General features: G+C 53.1%; 21 protein-coding genes and 1 pseudogene. 17 read left to right on the plus strand and 5 right to left on the minus strand.

Annotation, left to right across the window (positions count from 1 at the left end; genetic code table 11):
* Positions 1–2: 2 nt before the first annotated feature.
* The 5 genes from SK35_RS12085 (at position 3) to SK35_RS12105 (ending at position 4,358) form a co-directional block, all read left to right on the plus strand.
* Positions 3–644 (plus strand): lysophospholipid acyltransferase family protein, encoded by a 642-nt coding sequence (locus SK35_RS12085; protein WP_048216305.1) that lies wholly within the window; start codon positions 3–5, stop codon positions 642–644.
* The gene (locus SK35_RS12090) at positions 637–2,397 is read left to right on the plus strand and encodes a bifunctional alpha/beta hydrolase/class I SAM-dependent methyltransferase (protein WP_048216306.1); all 1,761 of its coding nucleotides are present in this window, start codon (positions 637–639) and stop codon (positions 2,395–2,397) included. The genes SK35_RS12085 and SK35_RS12090 overlap by 8 nt, the downstream gene beginning before the upstream one ends.
* A complete protein-coding gene (locus tag SK35_RS12095) occupies positions 2,387–3,691 on the plus strand; it encodes a phosphatase PAP2/dual specificity phosphatase family protein (RefSeq protein ID WP_251365190.1) in 1,305 nt (434 codons plus the stop codon). The genes SK35_RS12090 and SK35_RS12095 overlap by 11 nt, the downstream gene beginning before the upstream one ends.
* Entirely contained in the window at positions 3,667–4,068 is a 402-nt protein-coding gene (locus SK35_RS12100) for a hypothetical protein (protein WP_048216307.1), read from the plus strand. The genes SK35_RS12095 and SK35_RS12100 overlap by 25 nt, the downstream gene beginning before the upstream one ends.
* Before the next feature lie 98 nt (positions 4,069–4,166).
* Entirely contained in the window at positions 4,167–4,358 is a 192-nt protein-coding gene (locus tag SK35_RS12105) for a hypothetical protein (protein ID WP_048216308.1), read from the plus strand.
* Positions 4,359–4,402: 44 nt separating this feature from the next.
* Here the strand turns inward: SK35_RS12105 and azoR are convergent, their stop codons facing one another.
* Positions 4,403–5,008 (minus strand): FMN-dependent NADH-azoreductase, encoded by a 606-nt coding sequence (gene azoR, locus SK35_RS12110; protein ID WP_048216309.1) that lies wholly within the window; start codon positions 5,006–5,008, stop codon positions 4,403–4,405.
* Positions 5,009–5,209: 201 nt separating this feature from the next.
* Here azoR and hrpA point away from each other — a divergent pair, with 201 nt between their 5' ends.
* From hrpA to SK35_RS12140, 6 genes are all read left to right on the plus strand, one after another.
* Complete coding sequence (gene hrpA, locus SK35_RS12115) at positions 5,210–9,112, plus strand: ATP-dependent RNA helicase HrpA (RefSeq protein WP_032943558.1); 3,903 nt, start codon at positions 5,210–5,212, stop codon at positions 9,110–9,112.
* A gap of 475 nt (positions 9,113–9,587) precedes the next feature.
* Positions 9,588–11,570, plus strand: coding sequence for a type VI secretion system Vgr family protein (locus SK35_RS12120; protein ID WP_082193807.1), 1,983 nt, complete (start codon positions 9,588–9,590; stop codon positions 11,568–11,570).
* On the plus strand, positions 11,567–11,995 hold the full coding sequence (locus SK35_RS12125; RefSeq protein ID WP_187426954.1) for a DcrB-related protein: 429 nt from the start codon (positions 11,567–11,569) through the stop codon (positions 11,993–11,995). The genes SK35_RS12120 and SK35_RS12125 overlap by 4 nt, the downstream gene beginning before the upstream one ends.
* A 23-nt stretch (positions 11,996–12,018) precedes the next feature.
* Positions 12,019–12,366, plus strand: coding sequence for a hypothetical protein (locus tag SK35_RS12130; RefSeq protein WP_053071032.1), 348 nt, complete (start codon positions 12,019–12,021; stop codon positions 12,364–12,366).
* Positions 12,367–12,368: 2 nt separating this feature from the next.
* Positions 12,369–16,502 carry an RHS repeat-associated core domain-containing protein gene (locus SK35_RS12135; RefSeq protein WP_187426955.1) on the plus strand — a complete coding sequence of 1,378 codons (4,134 nt, stop codon included), beginning with the start codon at positions 12,369–12,371 and terminating at the stop codon, positions 16,500–16,502.
* A complete protein-coding gene (locus tag SK35_RS12140; protein ID WP_020996382.1) occupies positions 16,495–16,944 on the plus strand; it encodes a hypothetical protein in 450 nt (149 codons plus the stop codon). The genes SK35_RS12135 and SK35_RS12140 overlap by 8 nt, the downstream gene beginning before the upstream one ends.
* A 47-nt stretch (positions 16,945–16,991) precedes the next feature.
* Here the strand turns inward: SK35_RS12140 and SK35_RS12145 are convergent, their stop codons facing one another.
* The gene (locus SK35_RS12145) at positions 16,992–17,219 is read right to left on the minus strand and encodes a SymE family type I addiction module toxin (RefSeq protein ID WP_020996383.1); all 228 of its coding nucleotides are present in this window, start codon (positions 17,217–17,219) and stop codon (positions 16,992–16,994) included.
* On the opposite strand from SK35_RS12145, the pseudogene SK35_RS12150 reads away from it, so the two are divergent.
* The 3 genes and pseudogenes from SK35_RS12150 to aldA all read left to right on the plus strand — a co-directional run.
* Positions 17,218–17,349, plus strand: a pseudogene (locus SK35_RS12150) (ISAs1 family transposase); the annotation flags it as partial. The gene SK35_RS12145 and the pseudogene SK35_RS12150 sit on opposite strands and share 2 nt — an antisense overlap.
* Before the next feature lie 95 nt (positions 17,350–17,444).
* Positions 17,445–18,242 (plus strand): YdcF family protein, encoded by a 798-nt coding sequence (locus SK35_RS12155; protein WP_187426986.1) that lies wholly within the window; start codon positions 17,445–17,447, stop codon positions 18,240–18,242.
* A gap of 199 nt (positions 18,243–18,441) precedes the next feature.
* Positions 18,442–19,881 carry an aldehyde dehydrogenase gene (gene aldA / locus SK35_RS12160; protein ID WP_048214131.1) on the plus strand — a complete coding sequence of 480 codons (1,440 nt, stop codon included), beginning with the start codon at positions 18,442–18,444 and terminating at the stop codon, positions 19,879–19,881.
* 41 nt (positions 19,882–19,922) lie between these two features.
* On the opposite strand, the gene SK35_RS12165 is transcribed toward aldA, so the two are convergent.
* Both SK35_RS12165 and gap read right to left on the minus strand, forming a co-directional pair.
* Positions 19,923–20,849, minus strand: a complete 927-nt coding sequence (locus tag SK35_RS12165) for an alpha/beta hydrolase (protein ID WP_048214132.1) — start codon at positions 20,847–20,849, stop codon at positions 19,923–19,925.
* Positions 20,850–20,975: 126 nt separating this feature from the next.
* Positions 20,976–21,977 (minus strand): type I glyceraldehyde-3-phosphate dehydrogenase, encoded by a 1,002-nt coding sequence (gap, locus tag SK35_RS12170; RefSeq protein WP_008784871.1) that lies wholly within the window; start codon positions 21,975–21,977, stop codon positions 20,976–20,978.
* A gap of 189 nt (positions 21,978–22,166) precedes the next feature.
* On the opposite strand from gap, the gene cybB reads away from it, so the two are divergent.
* On the plus strand, positions 22,167–22,697 hold the full coding sequence (gene cybB, locus SK35_RS12175) for a cytochrome b561 (protein ID WP_008784870.1): 531 nt from the start codon (positions 22,167–22,169) through the stop codon (positions 22,695–22,697).
* A gap of 38 nt (positions 22,698–22,735) precedes the next feature.
* On the opposite strand, the gene SK35_RS12180 is transcribed toward cybB, so the two are convergent.
* Positions 22,736–23,662 (minus strand): DMT family transporter, encoded by a 927-nt coding sequence (locus SK35_RS12180; protein WP_048214133.1) that lies wholly within the window; start codon positions 23,660–23,662, stop codon positions 22,736–22,738.
* Between the two features lie 260 nt (positions 23,663–23,922).
* On the opposite strand from SK35_RS12180, the gene SK35_RS12185 reads away from it, so the two are divergent.
* Both SK35_RS12185 and SK35_RS12190 read left to right on the plus strand, forming a co-directional pair.
* Positions 23,923–24,342: a translesion error-prone DNA polymerase V autoproteolytic subunit gene (locus SK35_RS12185; RefSeq protein WP_003833182.1), complete on the plus strand. Its 420-nt coding sequence runs from the start codon at positions 23,923–23,925 to the stop codon at positions 24,340–24,342.
* Positions 24,343–24,344: 2 nt separating this feature from the next.
* Positions 24,345–25,613 carry a Y-family DNA polymerase gene (locus SK35_RS12190; protein ID WP_048214134.1) on the plus strand — a complete coding sequence of 423 codons (1,269 nt, stop codon included), beginning with the start codon at positions 24,345–24,347 and terminating at the stop codon, positions 25,611–25,613.
* The last annotated feature ends 59 nt before the right edge of the window (positions 25,614–25,672 follow it).

Consider the following 25,672-nt stretch of genomic DNA (forward strand, 5'->3'; position numbering starts at 1 on the left):
TTATGATGAGCTTAATTTTGCGAACGCTGTTTACGCTTTGCATTGTCTGGCCAGTGATATGGCTGTGGCTTGGGCTGCGTATCAGGCATCGGGATCGTCTGCCCATTCGAGGCCCGGCGATTATTGTCGCTAATCACAACAGCCATATGGACGTGTTTGCACTCCTTTCGCTCTTTCCGCTGCGCCGCCAGGCGTCCATTCATCCGGTGGCTGCTGCTGATTATTTCCTGCGTAATAAGGCGATGGCCTGGTTTGCGCTGAATATTCTCAACATTATTCCCATTTCGCGTAAGGGCGGAGAAACCAATCCGCTGGCGCAGTGTGAACAGGCATTACGCGACGGCAAGATCCTAATCCTCTTCCCTGAAGGGACGCGCGGTGAGCCGGGAAAACTGTCACCGCTGAAATCCGGGTTATGGCATCTGAGCCAGCGAGTGCCGGACGTGCCGATTATTCCCGTCTGGCTACGTGGGACGGAACACGTAATGGCTAAAGGGAATCGTATACCGCTGCCGTTGTTTATTGACGTCAATATTGGCAGAGCATTGCGTTTTCATGATGATAAACACCGCTTCATGGACGAACTCAGGCAGCAGCTGTTGCTGCTACAGCAACAAACCACAGGAATGCAGCCACATGAATAATATACGCGTGCCAGACGAGCGACATTTTTTGACCAGCGATAACACCGTGCTGTTTTATCGTCACTGGCCTGCGCCTGCGCCAGGCATGACACCCAAAGTGATTGTTCTGTTCCATCGTGGACACGAACATTCCGGGCGGCTGCAGCATATTGTGGATGAACTGGCGATGCCAGACACCGTATTTTATGCCTGGGATGCACGTGGTCACGGGCACTCGCCGGGTCAGCGTGGTTATAGCCCCTCGCTGGCGCGCTCGGTGCAGGATGTTGAAGAATTTGTACGTTTCGCCGCAGCAGACAGCCAGGCCGCAATGGAAGATGTGGTCGTCGTAGCCCAAAGCGTAGGCGCGGTACTGGCTGCAACCTGGGCACATGACTATGCGCCTGATATTCGTGGACTGGTGCTGGCGTCACCGGCTTTCAAAGTGAAATTGTATGTGCCGTTTGCCCGCCAGGGGCTAACGTTACTGCACCGGCTACGTGGCCTGTTTTTCGTTAATTCTTATGTTAAAGGCAAATACCTGACGCACGATGTTGATCGCGTGGCCAGCTTTAACCTTGATACTCAGATCACCCGTGCCATTGCGGTGAACATCCTGTTGGATCTCTACAAAACGGCAGAGCGAATTGTCAGCGATGCCGCTGCTATTACGTTACCTGTGCAGTTGCTGGTGTCCGGGGATGATTTTGTTGTGCATCGCCAGCCGCAGATTGATTTTTATCAGCGCCTGAGGAATCCCCTGAAAGAATTGCACGTGCTGCCGGGTTTTTACCACGACACGTTAGGCGAAAAAGATCGGTACCTGGCATTCGATAAAATGCGCGATTTTATTACGACGCTCTATGCTACGCCGGTGCAGCGTTTTGATTACAGTAACGAAGACCGCTGGAGCCCGGGTGCGGATACCTGGCGGATGCTCAATGGCGGACCTGCGCCGTATTCTTTTGAAGATCTTGCGTACCGCGGTTTGCGCTATGGCATGAAGCTTCTGGGGACGCAATCTACGGGTGTACGTCTGGGGTTTGACACCGGTTTTGATTCCGGCAGTACGCTGGATTATGTCTATCGCAACCAGCCTCAGGGTAGCAGTGCGCTGGGGCGTTTAATTGACAAGAACTACCTGAACAATGTCGGCTGGCAGGGGATCCGCCAGCGTAAGGTTCATTTGCAGATGCTGATTAGCCAGGCAGTCGCTCAGTTGGCGGAGCAGGGCACGCCGGTGCATGTGGTGGATATTGCTGCCGGACATGGACGCTATGTACTCGATGCGCTGGAAGGCGAACCGGCGGTAAGTTCAATTTTATTGCGCGATTACAGTGAGCTGAACGTGAATAAAGGTCGCGAAATGATCGCCAGCAGAGGCATGACTGACATTGCGCACTTTGAACAAGGTGATGCCTTCAACCGCGAACAATTGGCAGCGCTGGAACCTTGTCCCACATTAGGGATTGTCTCCGGTTTGTACGAACTCTTTCCTGACAACACGCTGGTCAAAAACTCTTTGTCCGGGTTGGCAGAGGCGATAGCGCCGGGGGGCGTGTTGATCTATACCGGGCAACCCTGGCATCCACAGCTAAAAACGATCGCCTGGTCGCTGACCAGCCATAAAGATGGTAAAGCGTGGGTGATGCGCGTACGTACGCAGGGGGAAATGGATGCGCTGGTTCGTGACGCGGGCTTTGAGAAGTGTACACAGCTGATTGATGAATGGGGTATCTTCACCGTTTCTATGGCGGTGCGTCGTGCCTCCTGAGCAGCGTAAAGTCATGGTGCAGGCAGCAGGTTGGTTACTGCTGCTGGCACCGTTTTTTTTCCTTACGTATGGCAAGGTAAATCAGTTTACCGCCTGGCAAGACGCGCAATATCAGAACGTTGGAAGTATCGTTTTTGACTGGGAGTCGGCCATTCCTTTTATTCCGTGGACCATTCTTCCTTACTGGAGCCTGGATCTGTTTTACGGATTATCTCTGTTTGTTTGCACCACGCGTTTCGAACAGCGTCGACTGGTGCTCCGGCTGGTACTGGCATCGGTGATTGCCTGCGGTGGTTTTTTACTGTTTCCGTTGCAGTTTAGTTTTACGCGTCCCGAGGTGGCGGGGGCGGCGGGTTGGCTGTTTGCGCAACTGGAGCAGTTCGATCTGCCTTATAACCAGTCGCCATCACTGCATATTATTCTCTGCTGGCTGCTGTGGCGGCATTTCAGTCGCTATCTGTCAGGCGGTTGGCGCAGGCTCTTTGATAGCTGGTTTTTGCTGATTGCTATCTCTGTTCTTACCACCTGGCAACACCATTTTATCGATATTATTACCGGACTGGCAGCAGGAATGCTGATTGACTGGATGGTTCCGGAACAACGCCGCTGGCGCTGGTGTAAACCGGATGCAGCGCGCATGAGGTTGATGCGGCGATACCTGACAGGGGCGGCAGTATGCTTCATTTCAGCAGTGTTGCTGACGCCATGGTTGTTATGGCCTGCGCTGGCGTTGTTGATCGCCGGGTGCGGCTACGCTGGATTCGGTGCAGCAACGACGGCGAAAGATTCGCATGGCCGATTCCCTCCCGCTGTTTACTGGCTGTCATTGCCGTGGCGAGCAGGAATGTGGCTGTCGATGCGTTGGTTTACCCGCCGTTTGCCTGCGGTAAGTTCGGTGGCACCTGGCGTGTATCTTGGTAGTTTTCCGCGCCAGGAGCCAGCACAAAATGCGGTACTGGACGTGACCTTTGAGTTTCCTCGTGGACGGGCGACGGCTTCGCGAACGTATCACTGCGTACCAATGCTGGATTTAGTGATCCCGAATGAAGCTGAACTTCAGCAGGCGGTGAGCAGTCTGGAGACCCTGCGTGAGACACAGGGCACGGTGCTGGTGCACTGTGCTTTAGGACTATCGCGTAGTGCGATGGTGATTGCGGCGTGGTTGTTACTCCATGGTAATGCAACTACGGTAGAGCAGGCCGTGGCACAGATCCGTGCGTGCCGCCCACAGGTGGTGCTGACTGATAAACATCTGGAGATGCTGCAACAATGGCAACGGAAAGTGACAACGTAACAGAGGGGGAGGCGCTTCGGCATGACTTGTTGCGGAACACGCTGGCAAGCTGGCGCTTCATCCTGCTTTTTTCCCTCCCGCCGATGGTGTGGGTGCTCTTTGTCGCACCGCCTGGCGTCCTGCGTGCCATTATCGCGCTGCTGTGCGCCATTGTCTGGTTTGGCTGCTGGCGATTATGGCTTGATGAGCGCTATTTTTCGCTAATCACTGTACATAACAATGTACAGGCAGGCGATGCGCTGTGCTTTATCTGGCGTCGTGAGCGACTGAAAACGCTCACGTTGGCCGAGCGCCAGTCCGGCGCATTGCAACAGTGTCGGCATACGCTCTGCCTGGCAGCTATTCTGTGGGCTGTCTGGCTGGTACTGCTTGTGTAGCATTCATCTGGATTAATCGTTGACGTCGCAATAGTTGCCACACGGCATAAAATGGATGCTGGTATAGTCCAACACCGGTCGCGTCGTAGGGTGAAATCATGTGGCTTTTCAAGTGGTATGTCTGGAATCGTTGGGTATTCAAGCTGTTAAGCCGGGATGTCGCGGAACCGGAACAGTTTTTGCTTCATTGTTGGGAAGAGAATCTGGCGAAATGCAGGGATTATGCAACCATCTGGCGTGATATTAATCGCATTCACGGCAAACAGATACAGATGCAGGGAAAGAAGTAAGTGTCGGAGAAACCCTCCCACCGGATGGTGAGAGGGGGGAATTATCAGGCAGCTACCACGCTGTCGATAGCGGCTTTCGCGTCGGACTGTGCTTTAGACGCCACTTCCGGGCCGTAAGCAATACCTTCAGCAAAGACAACATTCACGTCGGTGATGCCGATAAAGCCCAGGAATACGTTCAGGTACGGCGTGATCAGGTCGGTTGGTGTGTCTTTATGAATACCACCACGGCTGGTCAGCACCACCGCGCGTTTACCTGTCACCAGACCTTCCGGGCCTTTCTCGGTATAACGGAAAGTCACACCTGCACGGGCAATCAGGTCAAAGTAGTTTTTCAGCTGCGTTGGGATGTTGAAGTTGTACATCGGCGCGGCGATAACAATCACATCATGCGCTTTCAGCTCAGCAATCAGCTCATCGGACAGCGCCAGCGCTTCTTGCTGACGCGGCGTCAGCGGTGTATCGCTCGGGCGCATCGCATCCACCAGTTCGCCATCCAGTACCGGTACAGGATTTGCAGCCAGGTCACGGACAGTGATTTCATCAGCAGAGTGCTTTTCACGCCACTGTTCAACAAAATAATCAGACAACTGACCTGACTGAGAGTACCCTGCCAGAATACTGGATTTAAGAACTAATACCTTGCTCATGGGTGTTTCCTTTTATGTGTTTGAAGGGGTGGTGCCCCGTTGCTTGTTGACACTTTATTCACAATCCTGTCGCAGTGATAGCGCAATATATCGAATCCTATGTTCGAAATTATTGAACAACACATGAAAAGCGCCGATGTGGTACTCTATACCCATCATCTAAAAGAGATTTAACCCGGCAGAGCACTGCCTTTTAACGCTATGACAGAACAACAAAAATTAACCTTCAACATGTTGCAGCAACAGCTGGACTCACTGATGCTGCGTGACAGACAGCGTTTTGCCCGCCGCCTGCATGGTGTGAAGAAGGTTAAAAATCCTGATGCACAACAGGCCATTTACCAGGAGATGGCGAAAGAGATTGAGCTGGCAGCCGGTAAAGTTGTGCTGCGTGAAGCTGCGCGTCCGGAAATCCGCTACCCGGAAAACCTGCCCGTCAGCCAGAAAAAACAGGATATTCTGGAGGCAATCCGCGACCATCAGGTGGTGATTGTCGCCGGTGAGACCGGTTCGGGGAAAACCACCCAGTTACCCAAAATATGTATGGAACTGGGGCGCGGGGTAAAAGGGCTGATCGGCCATACCCAGCCGCGTCGTCTGGCGGCGCGCACCGTGGCGAACCGTATTGCGGAAGAGCTGCAGACCGAGCCGGGCGGCTGTATCGGTTATAAGGTTCGTTTCAGCGATCATGTCAGTGATAACACCATGGTCAAGCTGATGACGGACGGTATCCTGCTGGCAGAAATCCAACAGGATCGGCTGCTAATGCAGTACGACACCATCATCATCGATGAAGCGCATGAACGCAGTCTGAATATCGATTTTCTGCTCGGCTATCTGAAAGAACTTCTGCCGCGTCGTCCGGATCTAAAGATTATCATCACTTCGGCGACCATTGACCCGGAACGCTTTTCTAAGCATTTCAACAATGCGCCGATTATCGAAGTCTCCGGCCGAACGTATCCGGTGGAAGTGCGCTATCGTCCAATTGTTGAAGATGCAGATGACACTGAGCGTGACCAGCTGCAGGCAATTTTTGATGCCGTAGATGAACTGGGGCGTGAAGGGCCAGGCGACATTCTGATCTTCATGAGCGGCGAACGTGAAATTCGCGATACCGCCGATGCGCTGAATAAGCTGGATTTGCGCCATACCGAAGTGCTACCGCTGTATGCGCGTCTTTCAAACAGCGAACAGAACCGCGTGTTCCAGTCGCACAGCGGTCGCCGTATCGTGCTGGCGACCAACGTGGCGGAAACGTCGCTGACCGTTCCGGGAATCAAATACGTAATTGACCCGGGCACCGCGCGTATCAGCCGTTACAGTTACCGCACCAAAGTTCAGCGCTTGCCGATTGAACCGGTGTCGCAGGCCTCTGCTAACCAGCGTAAAGGCCGCTGCGGTCGTGTTTCGGAAGGGATCTGTATTCGTCTGTATTCCGAAGACGATTTCCTGTCGCGTCCGGAGTTTACCGATCCGGAGATCCTGCGTACCAACCTGGCATCCGTTATTTTGCAGATGACCGCGCTGGGGCTGGGCGATATCGCGGCGTTCCCGTTTGTTGAAGCGCCGGATAAGCGCAATATTCAGGACGGGGTGCGCCTGCTCGAAGAGTTGGGGGCGATAACCACCGACGAACAGGCAACCGCATACAAGTTAACGCCGTTGGGCCGTCAGCTGTCGCAACTTCCGGTGGACCCACGGCTGGCGCGAATGGTGCTGGAAGCACAAAAACATGGTTGTGTCCGCGAAGCGATGATCATCACCTCGGCACTGTCCATTCAGGATCCGCGCGAGCGTCCAATGGACAAGCAGCAGGCATCCGATGAGAAGCATCGCCGTTTCCACGACAAAGAGTCTGATTTTCTTGCATTTGTGAACCTGTGGAACTATCTCGGCGAGCAGCAAAAAGCGCTGTCGTCAAACCAGTTCCGTCGCCAGTGCAAACTTGATTTTCTGAACTACCTGCGCGTGCGTGAGTGGCAGGATATCTACACGCAACTGCGCCAGGTGGTGAAAGAGTTGGGTATTCCGGTCAACAGCGAACCTGCTGAATATCGGGAGATCCACGTCGCGTTGCTGACCGGTTTACTGTCGCACATCGGGATGAAAGATACCGATAAACAGGAGTTTACCGGGGCGCGTAACGCTCGCTTCTCGATCTTCCCGGGTTCAGGTTTATTCAAAAAACCGCCGAAGTGGACGATGGTCGCGGAGCTGGTGGAAACCAGCCGCCTGTGGGGACGTATTGCCGCGCGTATCGATCCCGAATGGGTGGAACCGGTAGCCCAGCATCTGATCAAACGTTCATACAGTGAACCGCACTGGGAACGCGCGCAGGGTGCTGTGATGGCGACAGAAAAAGTCACTGTCTACGGCTTACCGATTGTTGCGGCCCGTAAGGTAAATTACAGCCAGATCGATCCCGCGTTGTCGCGTGAACTGTTCATTCGTCATGCGCTGGTGGAAGGCGACTGGCAAACGCGCCATGCGTTTTTCCGTGACAATCTGAAGTTACGGGCTGAAGTGGAAGAGTTAGAGCACAAATCACGCCGTCGCGACATTCTGGTCGATGATGAGACGCTGTTTGAGTTTTACGACCAACGCATCAGCCATGACGTGGTTTCTGCTCGTCACTTTGATAGCTGGTGGAAAAAGGTCAGCCGTGAAACGCCGGATCTGCTCAACTTTGAAAAGAGCATGCTCATCAAAGAGGGCGCGGAGAAAATCAGTAAGCTGGATTATCCGAACTTCTGGCATCAGGGTAACCTTAAGCTGCGCCTGAGCTACCAGTTCGAACCTGGAGCCGATGCGGACGGTGTGACCGTACATATTCCACTCCCGCTGCTTAATCAGATCGAAGAGAGCGGTTTTGAATGGCAAATCCCGGGGCTGCGCCGCGAACTGGTGATCGCCCTGATTAAGTCGTTGCCAAAACCGGTACGACGCAACTTTGTGCCCGCGCCGAACTATGCGGAAGCGTTTTTAGGCCGCGTCACACCGCTGGAACTGCCGCTGCTGGACTCGCTGGAGCGTGAACTGCGCCGCATGACCGGCGTTACCGTTGACCGTGAAGACTGGCACTGGGATCAGGTGCCCGATCACCTAAAAATCACCTTCCGGGTGGTGGATGATAAAAATAAGAAGCTACAGGAAGGACGTTCGCTGCAAGATTTGAAGGATGCGCTGAAGGGTAAAGTTCAGGAAACATTGTCTGCGGTGGCTGATGACGGCATCGAACAGAGTGGGTTGCACATCTGGAGCTTCGGTCAACTTCCGGAAAGTTACGAACAAAAACGCGGTAACTATAAGGTGAAAGCGTGGCCGGCGCTGGTCGATGAGCGTGACAGCGTTGCCATCAAACTGTTTGATAATCCGTTGGAACAACAGCAGGCGATGTGGTGCGGTTTACGCCGCCTGTTGCTGCTGAATATTCCTTCGCCAATCAAATATTTGCATGAGAAGCTGCCCAATAAAGCCAAGCTGGGGCTGTACTTTAACCCATACGGTAAAGTTCTGGATTTGATTGACGACTGTATCTCCTGCGGTGTGGATCAGTTAATTGACGCCAACGGTGGCCCGGTGTGGACTGAAGAAGGCTTTACCGCGCTGCATGAGAAAGTGCGGGCTGAACTGAACGATACGGTGGTGGAGATTGCGAAGCAGGTCGAACAGATCCTGACCGCAGTGTTTAATATCAATAAACGTCTGAAAGGGCGCGTGGATATGACCATGGCTCTGGGTCTCGCGGATATCAAATCGCAAATGGGCGGACTGGTGTATCGCGGGTTTGTTACCGGCAATGGTTTCAAACGCTTGGGCGATACGTTGCGTTATTTGCAGGCTATTGAAAAACGTCTGGAAAAACTGGCTATCGATCCGCACCGTGACCGTGCACAGATGCTGAAAGTGGACAGTGTGCAGCAGGCCTGGCAGCAGTGGTTCAATAAACTGCCTCCCGCGCGCCGTCAAGATGCCGATGTCAAAGAGATCCGCTGGATGATAGAAGAGCTGCGCGTCAGCTATTTTGCCCAGCAGCTTGGTACGCCGTATCCGATCTCCGATAAACGTATTCTGCAGGCGATGGAGCAGATTAGCGGCTGACTACGTTATACATTTTCTTGCTCTTTAATAAACCCGGTTAGCATAAGCGCCGGGTTTATTTATGAATTCTGAAAATAATACGAAGTATGTTGAATAAAATATAATAAGAGTATGCTGCCAGGGTGCAGATAGATAATCATGGTGTGGCGGTAGCATTGTATATATAGATGGCATTTATTTATATACTTAATATTGTTTCCTTTTGTTCTGTGAATCCGATTTTTAAAAGTCTGTATTGCAATGATTTCATTTATTTAGTGAATGAAAAGATTATTTTTTATAATTATACTCAACGTCATTATGTAACGTAATTTATATGTTTTTTAATAATTCATTAAGTTGTTTTTTAAATATTCTCATGATGAATTTATTCGGGTTGCATATAAAAAGGTTAACACTCGAAATAGTAAATAAAAATCACTCACAATAGCTTTCGATATGAGTGTGTTTACTGCTTTATCCCAGGAGTTTCTTTATGTCTACAGGATTACGTTTCACACTGGAGGTGGACGGCCTGCCACCGGATGCGCTGGCCGTGGCGTCCTTTCACCTGGAGCAGTCCCTTTCCTCGTTGTTCACCCTCAATATTTCGCTGGTCAGCCGGCAGCTTCTCAGCATTGATTTCTCTCAGGTACTGGAAAAAACAGCCCATCTTAAAATCTGGCAGGGCACGGAGATACAGCGCCGGGTGAACGGTATTGTGACCTGGTTTGAGCAGGGGGAAAACGACGGACATCAGATGCTGTACAGCATGATTGTCCGGCCACCGGTGTGGCGAGCCTCCCTGCGGCAGAACTCCCGTATTTTTCAGAATGAGGACATTAAAAGCATTCTGGGAACGATATTGCAGGAAAACGGGGTGACGGACTGGAGTCCGCTGTTCAGTGAGGCGCATCCGGCGCGGGAATTCTGCGTGCAGTACGGTGAAACGGATTATGACTTTCTGGCGCGGATGGCGGCGGAGGAAGGGCTGTTCTTCTACGAAGAGCACTCGCCTGACAGCGACGACCAGAGTCTGGTGCTGTGCGACACGGTGCGCTTTCTGCCGGAGGCGTTTGACATCCCGTGGAACCCGAATACCCGGACCGAAGTGAGTACGCCGTGCATCAGCCAGTTCCGCCACAGCGCGCAGATACGCCCGTCTTCTGTCATCGGCAAGGACTACACCTTTAAACGCCCCGGCTGGGCGGGGCGCTTTGAGCAGCAGGGGCAGAATCTGGATTACCAGCGTACACAGTATGAAGTGTTTGATTATCCGGGGCGCTTCAAGGACGGCCACGGGCAGAACTTCGCCCGCTGGCAGGTGGAGGGCTGGCGCAATAATGCCGAAGAGGCGCAGGGAAAAAGTCGTTCTCCGGCAATATGGCCGGGACGGCGCATTCAGCTGACGGAACATCCGCAGGCGGGCCTGAACCGGGAATGGCAGGTGGTGAGCAGCGATTTGCAGGGGAAACAGCCGCAGGCGGTGGCGGGGCGTTCCGGCTCAGGGACCACCCTTGAGAATGATTTTACGGTGATGCCGGCGGACAGGACGTGGCGACCCCGGCCAATGGAAAAGCCGTCAGTGGACGGCCCGCAGTCAGCCACTGTCACCGGCCCGGAGGGGGAGGAAATTTTCTGCGACGAGCATGGCCGGGTGCGGGTGAAGTTTAACTGGGACCGGTATAACCCGGCGAACCAGGACAGCTCGTGCTGGATACGGGTGGTACAGGCGTGGGCGGGACCGGGGTTCGGCAACCTGGCGATACCGCGGGTGGGACAGGAGGTGATAGTGGACTTCCTGAACGGGGACCCTGACCAGCCGATAATCATGGGACGGACGTACCATGCGGATAACCCGCCGCCGGGGGGGCTGCCGGGGACGAAGACGCAGATGACGATACGGTCGAAGACGTACAAGGGGAGCGGGTATAACGAGCTGATGTTCGAGGATAAAACAGGTCAGGAACTGTTGTCGATGCATGCGCAGAAGGACATGAAGACGACGGTACTCAACGATCAGGGTACGGCGATCATTCGTAACCAGAGTCTGGTAGTGGGCAATAACCGGCTGAAAGTCGTGACCGCCAACGAAGATGTCAAAATTGATGGGCACCAGCTGCTCAATATTCGGCAGTTTCAGGAAGTGAATGTCAAAACCGATGTGACCTGTTTTAACGGCGGCGACAGGATAATGCAAAGCGCGGGAAACGTGGTCATCGGCTCAGGTTCCATGATCCGGCTGGAATGTGGGGAGAGCGCACTGGAGTTGCATGCCGGGGGTGTGATTAACCTTAAGGGCAAGGCGTTTAACATCGTGGCTGAGGGTAACAGTCTCATTACGACAGGCACAGCTATGCTGGGCCTGAATCCGGAAGAGCCCGCCCCGGCTATTGGCGTTGTCGGTAAAAACCATAAAAAAGACTTAACCAGCATTATACAGGGATTATTCCCCGAAGAGACGGGGGGCGGAAAATGAACGCCATTTACCGCATGAATGAAGGCCATCTGGCGCTGACCGGAGAAGACTGGCTTGACTGCACGATGCAGGTTATTCGCAATACCCGTACTCACACTTCACTGGTGATCACCCGTGCAGTTATCCCCGAAGACAGAACGTTTGATGATGAACTGACATTTCAGTGGGCGCAGGTGGCGGCGCAGATCAATAACTTTCAACAGACGCCGCCTGTCGTATTAACGCTGCCTTTATTGCCTGACTGTCCCGCCCGGGAAACGACGGCTACATATCTTCGTGAACCTTATTTTTGTTGCCAGCGCCAGCTGGCCGTACTGATGCCAGAACGGTGGCTGCTGATGCTGACCTGCACCGCACTGAATACCTTCAGCGAAGAGGACGAACGGTTCTGGCTGCAGGTTAAAAATACACTGGACAGGGACTGAGATCAGACAGAGGACGTTTTGCCATGAGCAATCCGAACGCAGCCCGTCTGGGCGACGACATCATTCATACCAGTATTCTGGCCGATATACTGGGAGGGGTTTTTGAAGCGGCTATTTGCGTTGCTGTTGGGGCCGTCGTGGTTGCCGCTGCTGCCCCTCTTGCCGCCGCGGCGGCAACTGCTGCAGGCGTGTCAGCTGCGACGGTTGCGGCAGCGTCAGCCGCCGCAACAACCTGTACAGCCGCGGGTATTGTCGGAGGGCTGACCGTTTCGTTATCGGGGGCCGCTGAGGTTGTCGGCGATATTGCTCAGGGCGCGGCAAACTTTATCTCCCCCCGTCACCGCAGGGGAAAATTGCGACAGGCTCTTTAAATGTGCAGACCAATGGTCTGCCTGCCGCCAGAGCTGCGGGGCGTCTGATGACCGCCGCCGAAAATGCCACGCGGGAAAAAATGGAGGCGGAAGAGAAGACGCGGCGGGAAGAAGAGGACGCCCGGATGTCCACAGGGATGAAAGTGCTGAACGGGGTGTCTGCACTGTTCAGCTATGGCAGCGAACTGCTGGGTGAGTTGATTAACCCTGTCGTGGCCGGGCCGTCAGGCGGGGTGGTGGAAGCTGAGCACGATGTGGTGCTATGCGAAAAACACCCACCGAACCCCATACAGTTTATGGCCGAAGGCTCCTCTCAGGTCAGTATCAATGGTCTGCCTGCCGTCCGCACCGGAGACCGGACAACCTGCGGCGGCACCGTTTCCACGGTGGTCTCTCCCAACGTCATCATCGGGGGGAAACCGGTTGTGGTTCGCCCTATTCATAGCGGCAAATCACCCGGCGTGGAAACCGCGCTGCTCGCGCTTTCCGTCCTGACGTGCCGCCCCACTAAGCTACTGAAACAGCTTCCCTGCATGATAATGGGGATGGCGGCGGCAATGCTTGCCAGTAAGATTGGCGAATCTGTGCGGGCACTGTGGAATCCGGTACATGCCGCGACGGGCGCGAAGGTTCTGAGCGGGGAAGAGGACTGTGATTTTGAGCTCCCGGCCCGTTTCCCTCTCATCTGGCAGCGCATCTACAACAGCCGTAACCCGCATGAAGGGCTCTTTGGTCGCGGCTGGCGCACCGCATTTGAAACCCGCGTGGTCAGGGAGGAGGAATACACCTGCTTCCATGATGAAGGGGGACGCGAACTCCGTTTTGTCTGTCCCCCGCCGGGTGAGGCAGGATTCAGTCCCGATGAAGGACTGTTATTTGCGCAGAGCGAACAGGGCATGGTGGTGATTGGTGATCTGGACGGCGCCACCTGGCGGCTCTATCTTCCGCACCCGTCAGCGCCCTCGCAACTGCGCCTGCACCTGCTGTCGGATAATTATGGCAATGGCTTGCGGCTCCATTATGACGAACAGGATCGCCTGCATGCGATTACTGATACCCAGGAAAGCCTGCGGGTGGTGCTGCATTATCAGGACTTACACTCCCCGCAGCGTCCGACCCGGATCACTGAGCATATGCTCACCCCGGACACCCCCGGTGGCGAGCCGGTTCATCGGCTACTGATGTCCTACGACTACACCCCGCAGGGGGAACTGTGCCGTGTGACCGATGCGGATGATGTCTGCCTGCGTGAATTTGATTACACCCCGGACGCCCTGATGGCAGGGCACCGGATGCCCGGCGGGGCCCGTCACCGCTATCAATGGAAAAAGTTCAGCGACGGCTGGCGGGTGGTGGCCTATGAGTCCAGCGGAGGTGACAGCGCCACGATTGGTTATGACCTGACACAGGGCGTGACCATCGTCACCCATGGCGGTGGCGAAACGCACCGGCATGAATGGGATCATCGCTATCTGGTGGAGAAGTACACCGATGAATCCGGGCAGGTATGGGGCTATGAGTGGAACGAGGACGGGCAGCTTTCGCGTACCGTCGACCCGTTGGGTGCCAGCAGAGCATATCACTATGATAATGCGGGAAACATGATTCTGGAGACCGACCCGCTGGGCCGGGCCGTTTGTACACGCTGGCTTGAAGACCGGGCGCTGCCTGTTCAGGCCAGCGGGCCGGAGGGAAGCGTACACCAGTATTTTTATGATGCGAACTTTGGTCTGCGTGCAGAAATCAATGCACTCGGGCTGTGCTGTTATTACCGTCGTGATGAATGGGGCCAGGTCGTCGAATTCACAGATGAAAAGGGCGGCGTACAACGCTTTAGCTGTAATGAGCGTGGGCAGCTTATCAGCGTTCAGGACTGTTCCGGGAAAACAACGCAGTACCGGTACGATGCGGCTTACCGGCTGGCCGAAGAGGTGGATGCGGCCGGGGAGAGTACCCGCTATGTTTACAGCCCGGCAGGCAGGCTAAAAACGGTTTCCGGTGCCGAGGACTGGACGGCCAGCCTGTCCTGGACGGCACAGGGGCTGCCGGAAAGCTACCGGGTGGGACACAATAATCCGGTGCGCTGGCAGTATGATGCCTGTGGTCGGGTGAGCGTGGTGACTGACCCGCTGGGCCATACCGTGCGGCGTGAATATGACGCGCGCAACCGGCTGACGCGTTTGTATAACGAAAGTGGTGAGCTGTACCGGTTTATCCACGGCATAAATGGGCATCTGACGGAAGAGCGGGGTCTGGATGGTGTTATCACCCGCTACGAATACGATGTCTGTGACCGGGTGGTCAGTAAAACCTGGGCGGCCGGCACGCCGGATGCGCTGACGCACCGCTGGCAGTATAACGCAGCCGGGGAAGTGACCGATAAGCAAACGCCGGACGGGCACACGGTCTACCGGTACACGACGGGAGGGACTCTGCAGGCGGCGCTGTTTTATCCGCCGGGAGCAGAGAGTCCTGCACAGCGCGTGCTGCTGGAGCATGACCTGCTCGGCCGGCTGACGGAGGAGGAGAACGACTCTGGCCGGGTGAGCTACAGCCTGGATGAACTGGGTAACCGGACATCCGTTCAGCTGCCGGATGGTCGCAGCCTGAAGACGCTGTATTACGGCAGCGGTCATGCGCTGAGTATCAGCCTGGATGAGCGGCTGATTACGGAATTTACCCGTGACAACCTGCACCGGGAAATCAGTCGAACGCAGGGCGGCCTGACGACACGTACGCGTTATGATCGACTGGGGCGGCAGGCGCGCCGGGAAATCTACCGCAAAGAGAACGGGATGCGGCCGGTGGAGGCGTGGCACTGGCAGTACGACAGCCGTCACAACCTGCTGAGTGAAACGCAAATCAGCGACTACCGCTATCAGGGCTACCATTACGATGACGGTGACCACGTCTGTCGCCACGACACCAGTTTTCGTGGGGTGACGCATCATACGTACGATGCGGCAGGTAACCTGCTGACTGCCCCGCAGGCAGGGCAGTCGCTGACACATAACCGGCAGACGCAGTGCGGTAATGGTGCGTGCAGGTATGATGTTTACGGCCGGATGGTGCAGAAACCGGGCCCGGGTGGCCTGTGGCGCTACGGTTATGACAGTGAACACCGGATGACGGAAGCGGTGCTGGACACGCCGGACGTAACCGGGGCCGGAAATACGCGACACCGGGTGATTTTTACCTACGACCCGTTTGGGCGGCGAACAGAAAAGCGCAGCGAGGTGACGGTATCTGCGCCGGATGACGGGCGTGTCACCGGGGCGCAGGAGGTGACAACCTTTGTGTGGGAAGGGTTCCGGCTACTGGCGGAGACCCGCAACGGACAGTCGCTGGTGTACGTGTACGAAGGGGCGGGGAGTTACACGCCGCTGGCGAGGATTTACGGTACCGGCGACAAACAGCGTGTGGACTACTACCGCTGCAGCCATAACGGTATGCCGCAGGCGCTGACGGATGAGGACGGGAAACTGCACTGGCGTCAGGATGTGGAGACGTGGGGAGAAACGCGGTCGGAATACGCGGATGAAGAGGGAAGCAGGTGGCGGAAGATATGGGGTGGTGCGCCGGAAGAAAACCTGCGGTTCGCGGGTCAGTATCTGGACAGGGAAACGGGACTTCACTATAATACATTCAGGTATTATGCGCCGGATATGGGACGGTTTATTACGCCGGACCCGATAGGGCTGGCGGGGGGGATAAATCTCTATAGTTACGCGCCTAATCCGCTGAGCTGGATCGATCCGCTTGGATTATTAAAATGTGGACTTACTGGTAATGAAGTCGGTGATGCTTCAAATCTGCCTGTAATAAAACCCGGCACTAAAGAATGGAAACTGGCTGTTGATACGATGAGGAATAATGGCAGTGGCAAACCTAATTTTAGGGTTGCTGATAGAAATGCCGCAGAAAAATTATTGAAAGATGCTAATCCAAAAATACCAGAGTATGGTCAATATACAGGGTCAAAGAATTATCGAAACAAGGCCGGATATGAGCATCATCCTAATGAATCGCATACAGCAAATGCACCAGAAAATAATTTACCACATGTGAAATGGTCTGATTATAGTGCGGGTAAAAAGGCTCCAGGCAGCGGAAAAGGACATATCTTTTATGATTAATGATATCATTTTTGATGAGGCTCTCTATCCGATGGCCTGGCGTCTGAACTCTGAGGATTGTAGGCTCACTTCAGAAGATAAAAGGAAGGTAGTTTTTCTTGGTGAGGTTGAATCTGAAAATCTCTGGGATTTATTTTTTCCGTTTAAAAAGTTAATGGATATTGATTACTCATTTATGTCCCTCTTAGAAAAAAGAGAATTGGACTTCGATGAAGTGAAGGAGTCAGCAATATTTTTCTCTGATAAATTAAATGATGTATCAATATTATTCTTCTTCTGGGGGAGAAACGATTGTGCTATTATTCCATCAGATGTCCTTATAAAAGCATGGGATGATTTTTTCTATCCTAGCGATGAAACGTGTATTATTTTAATTCCAAATAGAGATAAAATTATTTACTCTTATGAGGAAAATTTCTTTTACGCAAGAAAAAATGGGTGATTTCATCAGAGCCGGGAGATATTAAATCTTCCCGGCTTTTTTATTATTTAGCCCTCGTTCAGCACACTAAACATCCCGTTCTTAATTCCCCTAACCACCTGTTTAGCCTGATAAAGCTGCTCGCGCAACTCCTGCACCTCGTTATTATCCGCCATCAGCACAATACATCCGTCTGAAATTTTCACCGTCACGCCGCGTCCGGTCTCAAATCCTGCCTCTTTCAGCCAGTCGCCCTTGAGGTGCAGGCTGGGATGCTGTGAGTAATATGTGGTCATATTTTCTGGTATAAGACATATTGCGGTAAATATTTTGACAGAAAATAAGGAATTCAAAGCAGGGCTGAGAAGAGCGACGATGGACAGAGAGTACCTCGCGTCAGTCCTTGTGGGGCGCGGGGTTTCGTAATCTTGCCCTACTTGGCTCCCTTTTCGTCTTTCAGCGCTCTCACCTGGCCATTGTGATAGAGTGCCGTATTCTGCGACGAATAAACACCAGGAGTCATCAATATGAGTCAGCTTCCGACACTTTCCGCAACCACCCTTGCGGCTATCAATACCGTAGGGCGATGGCTGGCGCAGAATGATTTTACGGGGAATATCACCGTTCAGTCAGATTGCGTGATTCTGGCAGGAAACGCGGTTATTCCTACCATCGACGCCGCCTGTCGGATCGCGAAAGAGCAACAGGTTCCCTTGCTGATTAGCGGTGGTATCGGTCATTCCACGCGCTTTCTGTATGATGCGATTGCCCAGCATCCGCGTTATAACATCATTCGTACTACCGGACGCGCGGAAGCGGCGATCCTTGCCGATATTGCTCACCAGTTCTGGCAAATTCCGGGTGAGAAAATTTGGGTGGAAGATCAGTCGACAAACTGCGGTGAGAATGCCCGGTTTAGCTGTGCATTACTGAATCAGGCGGCAGAAAGTATTCATACCGTCATAGTGGTGCAGGATCCCACTATGCAACGCCGCACAATGGCCACGTTTCAGCGCGTCACCCGCGATGAGCCGCATGCGCCGCGCTGGTTGAGTTTCCCTGGTTTCATCCCTGAACTGTCTCAACAGCACAACGGCGTGGATTTTGTGCCTGCCGCAGAAGGTCTGTGGTCGGTAGAACGCTACCTTTCTCTCATTACCGGTGAACTTCCGCGCCTGCGTGATGATGCAACCGGCTACGGGCCCTGTGGACACGATTTTATCGTACATGTTGATATACCCCAGGACGTCGAGCAAGCCTGGCAGCAGCTAAAAAATGATACCGCGCTGACCGACTTACTGGAGAGCCGTTCTCTGTAATTCTTGCTGCCCGTTTGTCGGCGTTTTACGGCAAACGGGCAGAAAGCCCACCTGGTTTTTCTCTTTATTCTTACTTTTCCAGACGCTTTTATGAAGCAGTTCACAGAACCGCCACTCCAGCGATAATGCGTCATGCATGATTGATATTAATTAACAATAGTTTTACTTGTTAAAAACAAATCAATCACAGGAGAGCCGCATGTCAGTACCCGTACAACATCCTATGTATATCGATGGGCAGTTTGTGACCTGGCACGATGACGCCTGGATTGATGTCGTCAATCCGGCCACGGAAGAGATTATCTCGCGTATTCCCGATGGGCGTGCCGAAGATGCGCGTAAAGCGATCGATGCCGCGGATCGCGCTCAGCCGCAATGGGAAGCGTTGCCTGCCATTGAACGGGCAAACTGGTTACGCAAAATTTCTACAGGTATCCGCCAGCGAGCCGATGAAATCAGCGCGTTGATTGTGGCGGAAGGTGGAAAAATTCAACAACTGGCTGACGTTGAAGTCGCGTTTACCGCTGACTATATCGATTACATGGCGGAGTGGGCGCGTCGCTATGAAGGCGAGATCCTGCAAAGCGATCGCCCAGGTGAGAATATATTGCTGTTTAAGCGTGCACTGGGCGTGACGACGGGCATTCTGCCGTGGAACTTCCCGTTTTTCCTGATTGCCCGCAAACTGGCCCCCGCCTTGCTGACAGGAAATACCATCGTCATTAAGCCGAGTGAATTCACACCGAATAACGCCATCGCCTTTGCCAAAATTGTTGATGACATTGGTTTACCGCGCGGAGCCTTTAACCTGGTGCTGGGACGCGGTGAAACGGTCGGGCAGGAGCTGGCCGGAAACCCGAAGGTCGCCATGGTGAGCATGACCGGTAGCGTCGGTGCGGGTGAGAAAATTATGGCCGCAGCGGCCAAAAACATCACCAAAGTTTGTCTGGAGTTGGGTGGCAAGGCCCCGGCTATCGTGATGGACGATGCTGACCTTGAGCTGGCGGTGAAGGCTATTGTTGACTCGCGGGTGATCAATACCGGACAGGTATGCAACTGTGCCGAGCGCGTATACGTTCAGAAAGGTATCTATGACCAGTTCGTTAATCGTCTGGGTGAGGCGATGAAAGCCGTGCAGTTTGGCAATCCGGCCGAACGCAATGACATTGCGATGGGGCCGCTGATTAATGCCGCTGCGCTGGCGCGTGTAGAGCAAAAAGTCGAGCGAGCGGTTCAGGAAGGCGCCCGTGTGGTGCTGGGTGGTAAAGCCGTTGCTGGTAAAGGTTATTACTATCCGCCGACATTACTGTTAGACGTGCGCCAGGATATGGCGATTATGCACGAGGAGACGTTTGGTCCGGTGCTGCCGGTGGTGGCATTTGATACGCTGGAACAGGCGCTGACAATGGCCAATGACAGCGACTACGGACTGACCTCATCGATCTATACGCAGAATCTGAATACGGCAATGAAGGCGATTAAGGGGCTGAAGTTTGGCGAAACCTATATTAATCGCGAAAACTTCGAGGCGATGCAGGGCTTCCACGCTGGCTGGCGCAAGTCCGGGATTGGCGGGGCAGATGGTAAACACGGTCTGAATGAATACCTGCAAACACAGGTAGTGTATTTGCAGTCTTAAGTTTTTCGCCGGGTGAGCCTGTACGCCACCCGGCGCAATTCTCACACTTTGGTGGCGATCCAGTTCATCATCATTTCCGGCCAGATGGCCAGCGGTAACCCTTGCGCATCGCGAATACCAAATCCGTGCTTACCGCGTTCAAACAGATGCATTTCGACCGGAACGCCCAGCCCACGTAGCGAATTAAAGAAAACCAGGCTGTTTTCTACTTTCACCGCCGGATCGTCGATGGCGTGTAGCAGGAATGTCGGCGGTGTCGTGTTATCCACTCGCTCTTCCAGAGAATAGTGGCGCAGATCTTCCTTTTCGGGCGTAGCGCCAACCAGCTCAAGACGAGAGCCCGGGTGGCCGATGTCTTCACGCAGAGTAATCACCGGGTAGACCAACGCCATGAACGCAGGACGCGTTGGTTGCTCGTCTATGCTATCAATCGGTGTATAAACCGGTTCGGCAAACCGGGTTCCCAGACTGGCGGCTACGTGACCACCGGAAGAGAAGCCCAACACACCGATACGATCAGGGTTAATTTTCCATTCATGGGCGTTGGCGCGAATGTAGCGCATGGCGCGCTGGGCATCGGCCAGCGGCGCGTTTGCACCTTCCTCATGGCCATCACCTGGCATGCGGTAGGTCATCACAAACAGGGTATAACCGCGGGCGTTAAAGAATGGTGCCAGTACGCTGCCTTCTTTATCCATCACCACGCGACGGTAAGAACCTCCCGGTGTAACAAGGATCCCTACGCCGTTAGGTTTTTCGGGGGCATAAACGGTAATTTCCGGGGCGCGAATACCGGTGACAGCACGATCATACTGAGATGTTCCTGTATGTCGGGGTTCTGGCGTAAAGACCGCATCGCTGTTTTTTGCTCCGGGGGCTTCACTCTGCGGCCAGAATGAGACGGTGGTTGCGTGGGCAACGGCTTGCTCCATCATGTTTTCTAACGTTTCACGACTCAGTGCTTCCATTACTATGCTCCCTCAGTGGCAAAGGTTAGCTATAGCACAGTCAGTGAATTGAAAACGGGGAGAGACTCACAACGTATTGAATTCGCGGGAAATGAAAGAGGGCGGAGGCAGGCCTCCGCCAGAACATTAGAGCTTGATAAATTTATCCAGCGTACGAATAAGCTGGGTGACAAAACCGTATTCGTTATCGTACCAGGCGACGGTTTTTACCAGTTGCAGATCGCCCACTTCGGTAATCTCGGTTTGTGTTGCATCAAATACCGAACCGAAATGCGAGCCAATGACATCTGACGAGACGATTTCCTCGTCGGTATAACCAAACGACTCATTATTTTGCGTGGCTTTTTTCAGCGCGTTGTTGACCTCTTCAGCAGTGACTTTTTTCCCCAATATCGATACCAGTTCCGTGACAGATCCTGTTTTCACCGGAACACGCTGGGCATGGCCTTTTAATTTTCCGCTCAACGCCGGAATAACCAGACCAATGGCCTTGGCGGCACCAGTGGTATGGGGAATGATGTTCTCTGCTGCTGCCCGCGAGGCGCGCAGATCTTTCCCGCGTGGACCATCAACCAGCGACTGCGTTCCCGTGTAGGCGTGGATGGTGGTCATAGTGCCAAGCTGAATACCGAAGCTATCGTGCAGCGCTTTCGCCATCGGTGCCAGGCAGTTGGTGGTGCACGATGCGACCGAGATAATCCGATCGTTCGCATCCATTGTGTCGTCGTTGACGTTAAAGACAATGGTCTTCATGTCGCCAGCCGGGGCGGATATCAGCACTTTTTTGGCACCTGCATCCAGGTGCGCGTTGGCTTTTTCTGTCGAGGTATAAAAACCGGTGCATTCGATGATTATCTCAGCGCCAGTGGTTTTCCACGGGATATTTTTGGCCTCTTTTTCTGCGTAAACCGCGATTTTTTTACCGTCGACAATCAGCGCGTCTTCGGTAAAGTCGATGCTCCAGGGAAACGGGCCGTAGTTTGAATCGTGCTTTAACAGATAGGCGAGAATTTTGGGCGAGGTGAGGTCATTAATGGCCACAACCTCCACGTTGCTTTTGACTTCCAGTAGCCGACGCAATACCAGACGGCCGATACGACCAAAACCGTTAATGCCAATTTTACTCATGGTTTTCTCCTGTCAGGATTAGGCGGTACGACATATTTTCCTTACCAGGCTTAGTCCAGACAGGCATCCTCGGCAATAGCGGTTCTTGCGGTTAAGCGTAAGCGACTGAAAATGGGTGAACAAAAGTTAATGAATTTTTAACAAAAGCCCGTTATGTTGACGCATTATTGTTTTTATTCAGGAAGTGTTATGGGGAATAAGTATTCTGGCCTGCAAATCGGTATTCACTGGCTGGTCTTTTTGTTAGTTATTGTGGCCTATAGCGCCATGGAGTTTCGCGGATTTTTCCCGCGCAGCTATCGTCCCTTATTCAACATGGTGCACGTATCCTGTGGTATCACGATATTAACGCTGATGGTGGCGCGTCTGCTGGTCAGGCTGAAATATCCGGCACCGCCGATTGTGCCAAAACCAAAGCCAATGATGACCGGCATGGCGCATCTGGGGCATCTGGTTATCTATCTGTTGTTTATTGTGCTGCCTATTATTGGGCTGGTGATGATGTACAACCGGGGTAATCCGTGGATTGCATTCGGCATCGTTATGCCGCATGCGGCAGAGGCTAACTTTGATTTAGTGGATATGCTGAAGTCCTGGCACGTGACGCTGGCAAACCTGGGTTATTTTGTTATTGGTCTGCATGCCGTTGCCGCCCTGATGCATCACTATTTCTGGAAGGATAATACGCTGTTGCGCATGATGCCGCGTAAACGCTCCTGAGGTAATGCCCCGCAAATGCGGGGCATTTTTTTAGCCGATTAATTTTCGCAGGGTGGTGCTTTTCGTACGCTTTGAACCTGGGAGACGCGTTTTTTCAGGCTGACGATAGCCAGCGCAACAACAATCAGCACAATACCGCAGCCTTCAACAACGCCAGGCTCTTCACCCAGTAACCACCAGGAAAACAGAACGCCACAGACAGGTACCGCCAGCGTACTTAAGCTGGCAATACTGGCTGGTAAGTTACGCAACACAAACAGCCATAAACTCCATGCCAGCGCCGTCGCCAGCACGGCGCTATAAGCTAATGCCCAGAAAACGACAGGTTGCCAGTCTGGATCTCGCTGTGGAACCAGCCAGGCCACCAGGCTCATCACCAGCGCGGCATACAGCATCTGCCATGCGGTCAACGCTAACAGATCGATATTCGGATGGCGGGTATACATTCGCTTGGCGACAATCGCGCTGGCCCCCCAACTGATCCCAGAAAGGATCGCCAGTAGCGCGCTCTGCATTGAGGCAAAGTTCAATTGCCATGGCTGTAAAACCAGCAATAATCCCGCAGCTGCCACGGCAATGGCGAAATACTGTAAACGCCGCATGCGTTCACCGAGGAAAATGGCGGCCATAATCACCACCCAGAATGGCATGGTATAACTCAGTATGGCTACTTTACCTGCGCCGCCGCTGACTAGCGCCCATTGTGATAATCCAACCATGCCGCATGTTTGTAGCAAGGCGATCGCTAACGTATAGCCGAAAGGTGTCGGGCGCATTCCTCGGCCACGCAGTAACAGAACGATGAATAACAATAATGCGCCAAAAGAACAGCGTAGTGCGGTAAAGTCGAACGCGCCGATGTAGTGCGTGACCTGTTTCATCGCGATCCAGCTGTAGCTCCAGATGAGCGTTAAGGTGATGAGGCCGCCAATGGCCAGCGGATGACTTTTCCCTGCGGTGGTCATAATGTGTCCGTTTTAATGATTTTAGTACGCCACTATACGCGCTTTCAGGGCGCCGTAGTCGTTATCATTCCGGCTGAGTACATGTCGCGAAAATTTGTACTTTCTTCTGTGGAATAAAACCGAAAATTATTTTTCCAGATAGCATAAACGCTTACCGGCAAGATGATTAAACAACGCTCAGTTCGCCACGTCTGTCACTTGATCACTGTCCTCATTAAAACTACTGTATATAAATACAGTTATATGAGAGGCAGATTATTATGTTGTTTTTCCAGCCAGTTGAACATCCCGAAATCAAACACTTCCCGCTATTTAGCGATCTCGTGCCCTGCGGTTTTCCTTCTCCGGCGCAGGATTACGTTGAGAAACGTATCGATCTTAACGACCTGTTGGTGCAGCATCCCAGCGCAACCTATTTTGTAAAATCGTCTGGCGACTCCATGATGGGGGCAGGGATCGGTGCTGGCGACTTGTTGGTAGTCGACAGTGCCAGAAAAGCGGCCCACGGAGACATTGTGATTGCTGCTATTGAAGGCGAATTCACCGTTAAGCGCCTGCAATTGCATCCGGTGGTGATGTTGAAGCCAGAGAACAGCGCCTACGCACCGATCATGATCGGCAGCGAGGACACGCTGGATATATTTGGCGTGGTGACATTTATCATTAAATCCGCGGGCTGATCATGTTTGCGCTGGTGGATGTTAATTCGTTTTATGCCAGTTGTGAATCGGCATTCCGACCGGACCTGAAAGGTAAACCCGTTGTTGTTCTTTCAAATAATGATGGCTGCGTCATTGCCAGCAGCGCGGAAGCGAAGGCGCTTGGCGTCAATATGGGAGCACCATACTTCAAACAGAAAGATCTGTTCAGGCGCTGCGGCGTGTTCTGCTTTAGTTCGAACTACGAGCTGTATGCGGATATGAGCAGCAGGGTAATGTCGATTCTGGAGGAGCTGTCTCCGCGCGTGGAAATGTACAGTATCGATGAAGCCTTTTGTGATTTAACTGGCGTGCGAAACTGCAGGGATCTTACAGATTTTGGTCGTGAAATCAGAGAAACCATTTTACAGAAAACGCGCCTCACGGTTGGGGTCGGTATCGCCCAGACCAAAACCCTGGCCAAGCTGGCGAACCATGCTGCCAAAAAGTGGCAGGAACAGACTGACGGGGTGGTGGATCTCTCGAATATTGAGCGTCAGCGTAAGCTGATGGCTGCGCTCCCGGTTGATGAAGTCTGGGGTGTCGGACGCCGTATCAGTAAAAAACTGGACGCTATGGGCATTAAAACGGTCTGCGACCTAGCGGATACCGATATTCGCTTTATCCGCAAACATTTCAACGTTGTGCTTGAGCGCACTGTGCGGGAATTGCGCGGTGAACCGTGCCTGGCGTTGGAAGAGTTTGCGCCAGTTAAGCAGGAGATCATTTGTTCAAGATCGTTTGGTGAAAAACTCACGGATTACAATGCGATGAGAGAGGCTATTTGTACCTATGCTGCACGTGCTGCGGAAAAATTACGCAGAGAGCACCAGTTCTGCCGGTTTATCTCTACGTTTATCAAAACCAGCCCATTTTCCCTGAATGAACCGTATTACGGTAACAGCGCATCGATAAAACTGCTGACACCAACCCAGGATAGTCGGGAAATTATAAGGGCGGCCACACGTAGCCTGGACGCAATATGGCGGGAGGGGCTGCGTTATCAAAAAGCAGGGGTCATGCTGGGCGATTTTTTTAGTTCTGGCGTTGCGCAGTTGAATCTGTTTGATGACAACGCCCCACGGCATAACAGCGATAAGCTGATGGCCGTTCTGGATACGCTCAATGCTGAAAAAGGTAAAGGAACGCTCTATTTTGCCGGACAAGGTATACAACAACCGTGGGCAATGAAGCGAGATATGCTTTCACCACGTTATACAACGAGATATAGCGATTTACTGCGGGTGGGATAGCTATTGTTATCGTAAATAAGCGTCCAGAGCGATTCTAAAACTGTCCAGAAATAAATAAA

Origin of the sequence: Citrobacter sp. MGH105, assembly GCF_001037485.2 — a bacterium.
In the GTDB taxonomy this organism is placed as follows: domain Bacteria; phylum Pseudomonadota; class Gammaproteobacteria; order Enterobacterales; family Enterobacteriaceae; genus Citrobacter; species Citrobacter portucalensis.

Excerpts from the sequence above, each read along its gene's own strand:
- SK35_RS12105 (WP_048216308.1), top strand. The coding sequence starts at position 4,167 with ATGTGGCTTTTCAAGTGGTATGTCTGGAATCGTTGGGTATTCAAGCTG.
- SK35_RS12190 (WP_048214134.1), top strand. The coding sequence starts at position 24,345 with ATGTTTGCGCTGGTGGATGTTAATTCGTTTTATGCCAGTTGTGAATCG.
- aldA (WP_048214131.1), top strand. The coding sequence starts at position 18,442 with ATGTCAGTACCCGTACAACATCCTATGTATATCGATGGGCAGTTTGTG.
- SK35_RS12185 (WP_003833182.1), top strand. The coding sequence starts at position 23,923 with ATGTTGTTTTTCCAGCCAGTTGAACATCCCGAAATCAAACACTTCCCG.
- SK35_RS12100 (WP_048216307.1), top strand. The coding sequence starts at position 3,667 with ATGGCAACGGAAAGTGACAACGTAACAGAGGGGGAGGCGCTTCGGCAT.
- SK35_RS12130 (WP_053071032.1), top strand. The coding sequence starts at position 12,019 with ATGAGCAATCCGAACGCAGCCCGTCTGGGCGACGACATCATTCATACC.
- SK35_RS12090 (WP_048216306.1), top strand. The coding sequence starts at position 637 with ATGAATAATATACGCGTGCCAGACGAGCGACATTTTTTGACCAGCGAT.
- gap (WP_008784871.1), bottom strand. The coding sequence starts at position 21,977 with ATGAGTAAAATTGGCATTAACGGTTTTGGTCGTATCGGCCGTCTGGTA.
- SK35_RS12140 (WP_020996382.1), top strand. The coding sequence starts at position 16,495 with ATGATTAATGATATCATTTTTGATGAGGCTCTCTATCCGATGGCCTGG.
- hrpA (WP_032943558.1), top strand. The coding sequence starts at position 5,210 with ATGACAGAACAACAAAAATTAACCTTCAACATGTTGCAGCAACAGCTG.
- SK35_RS12180 (WP_048214133.1), bottom strand. The coding sequence starts at position 23,662 with ATGACCACCGCAGGGAAAAGTCATCCGCTGGCCATTGGCGGCCTCATC.
- azoR (WP_048216309.1), bottom strand. The coding sequence starts at position 5,008 with ATGAGCAAGGTATTAGTTCTTAAATCCAGTATTCTGGCAGGGTACTCT.
- SK35_RS12145 (WP_020996383.1), bottom strand. The coding sequence starts at position 17,219 with ATGACCACATATTACTCACAGCATCCCAGCCTGCACCTCAAGGGCGAC.
- SK35_RS12120 (WP_082193807.1), top strand. The coding sequence starts at position 9,588 with ATGTCTACAGGATTACGTTTCACACTGGAGGTGGACGGCCTGCCACCG.
- SK35_RS12085 (WP_048216305.1), top strand. The coding sequence starts at position 3 with ATGATGAGCTTAATTTTGCGAACGCTGTTTACGCTTTGCATTGTCTGG.
- SK35_RS12125 (WP_187426954.1), top strand. The coding sequence starts at position 11,567 with ATGAACGCCATTTACCGCATGAATGAAGGCCATCTGGCGCTGACCGGA.
- cybB (WP_008784870.1), top strand. The coding sequence starts at position 22,167 with ATGGGGAATAAGTATTCTGGCCTGCAAATCGGTATTCACTGGCTGGTC.
- SK35_RS12165 (WP_048214132.1), bottom strand. The coding sequence starts at position 20,849 with ATGGAAGCACTGAGTCGTGAAACGTTAGAAAACATGATGGAGCAAGCC.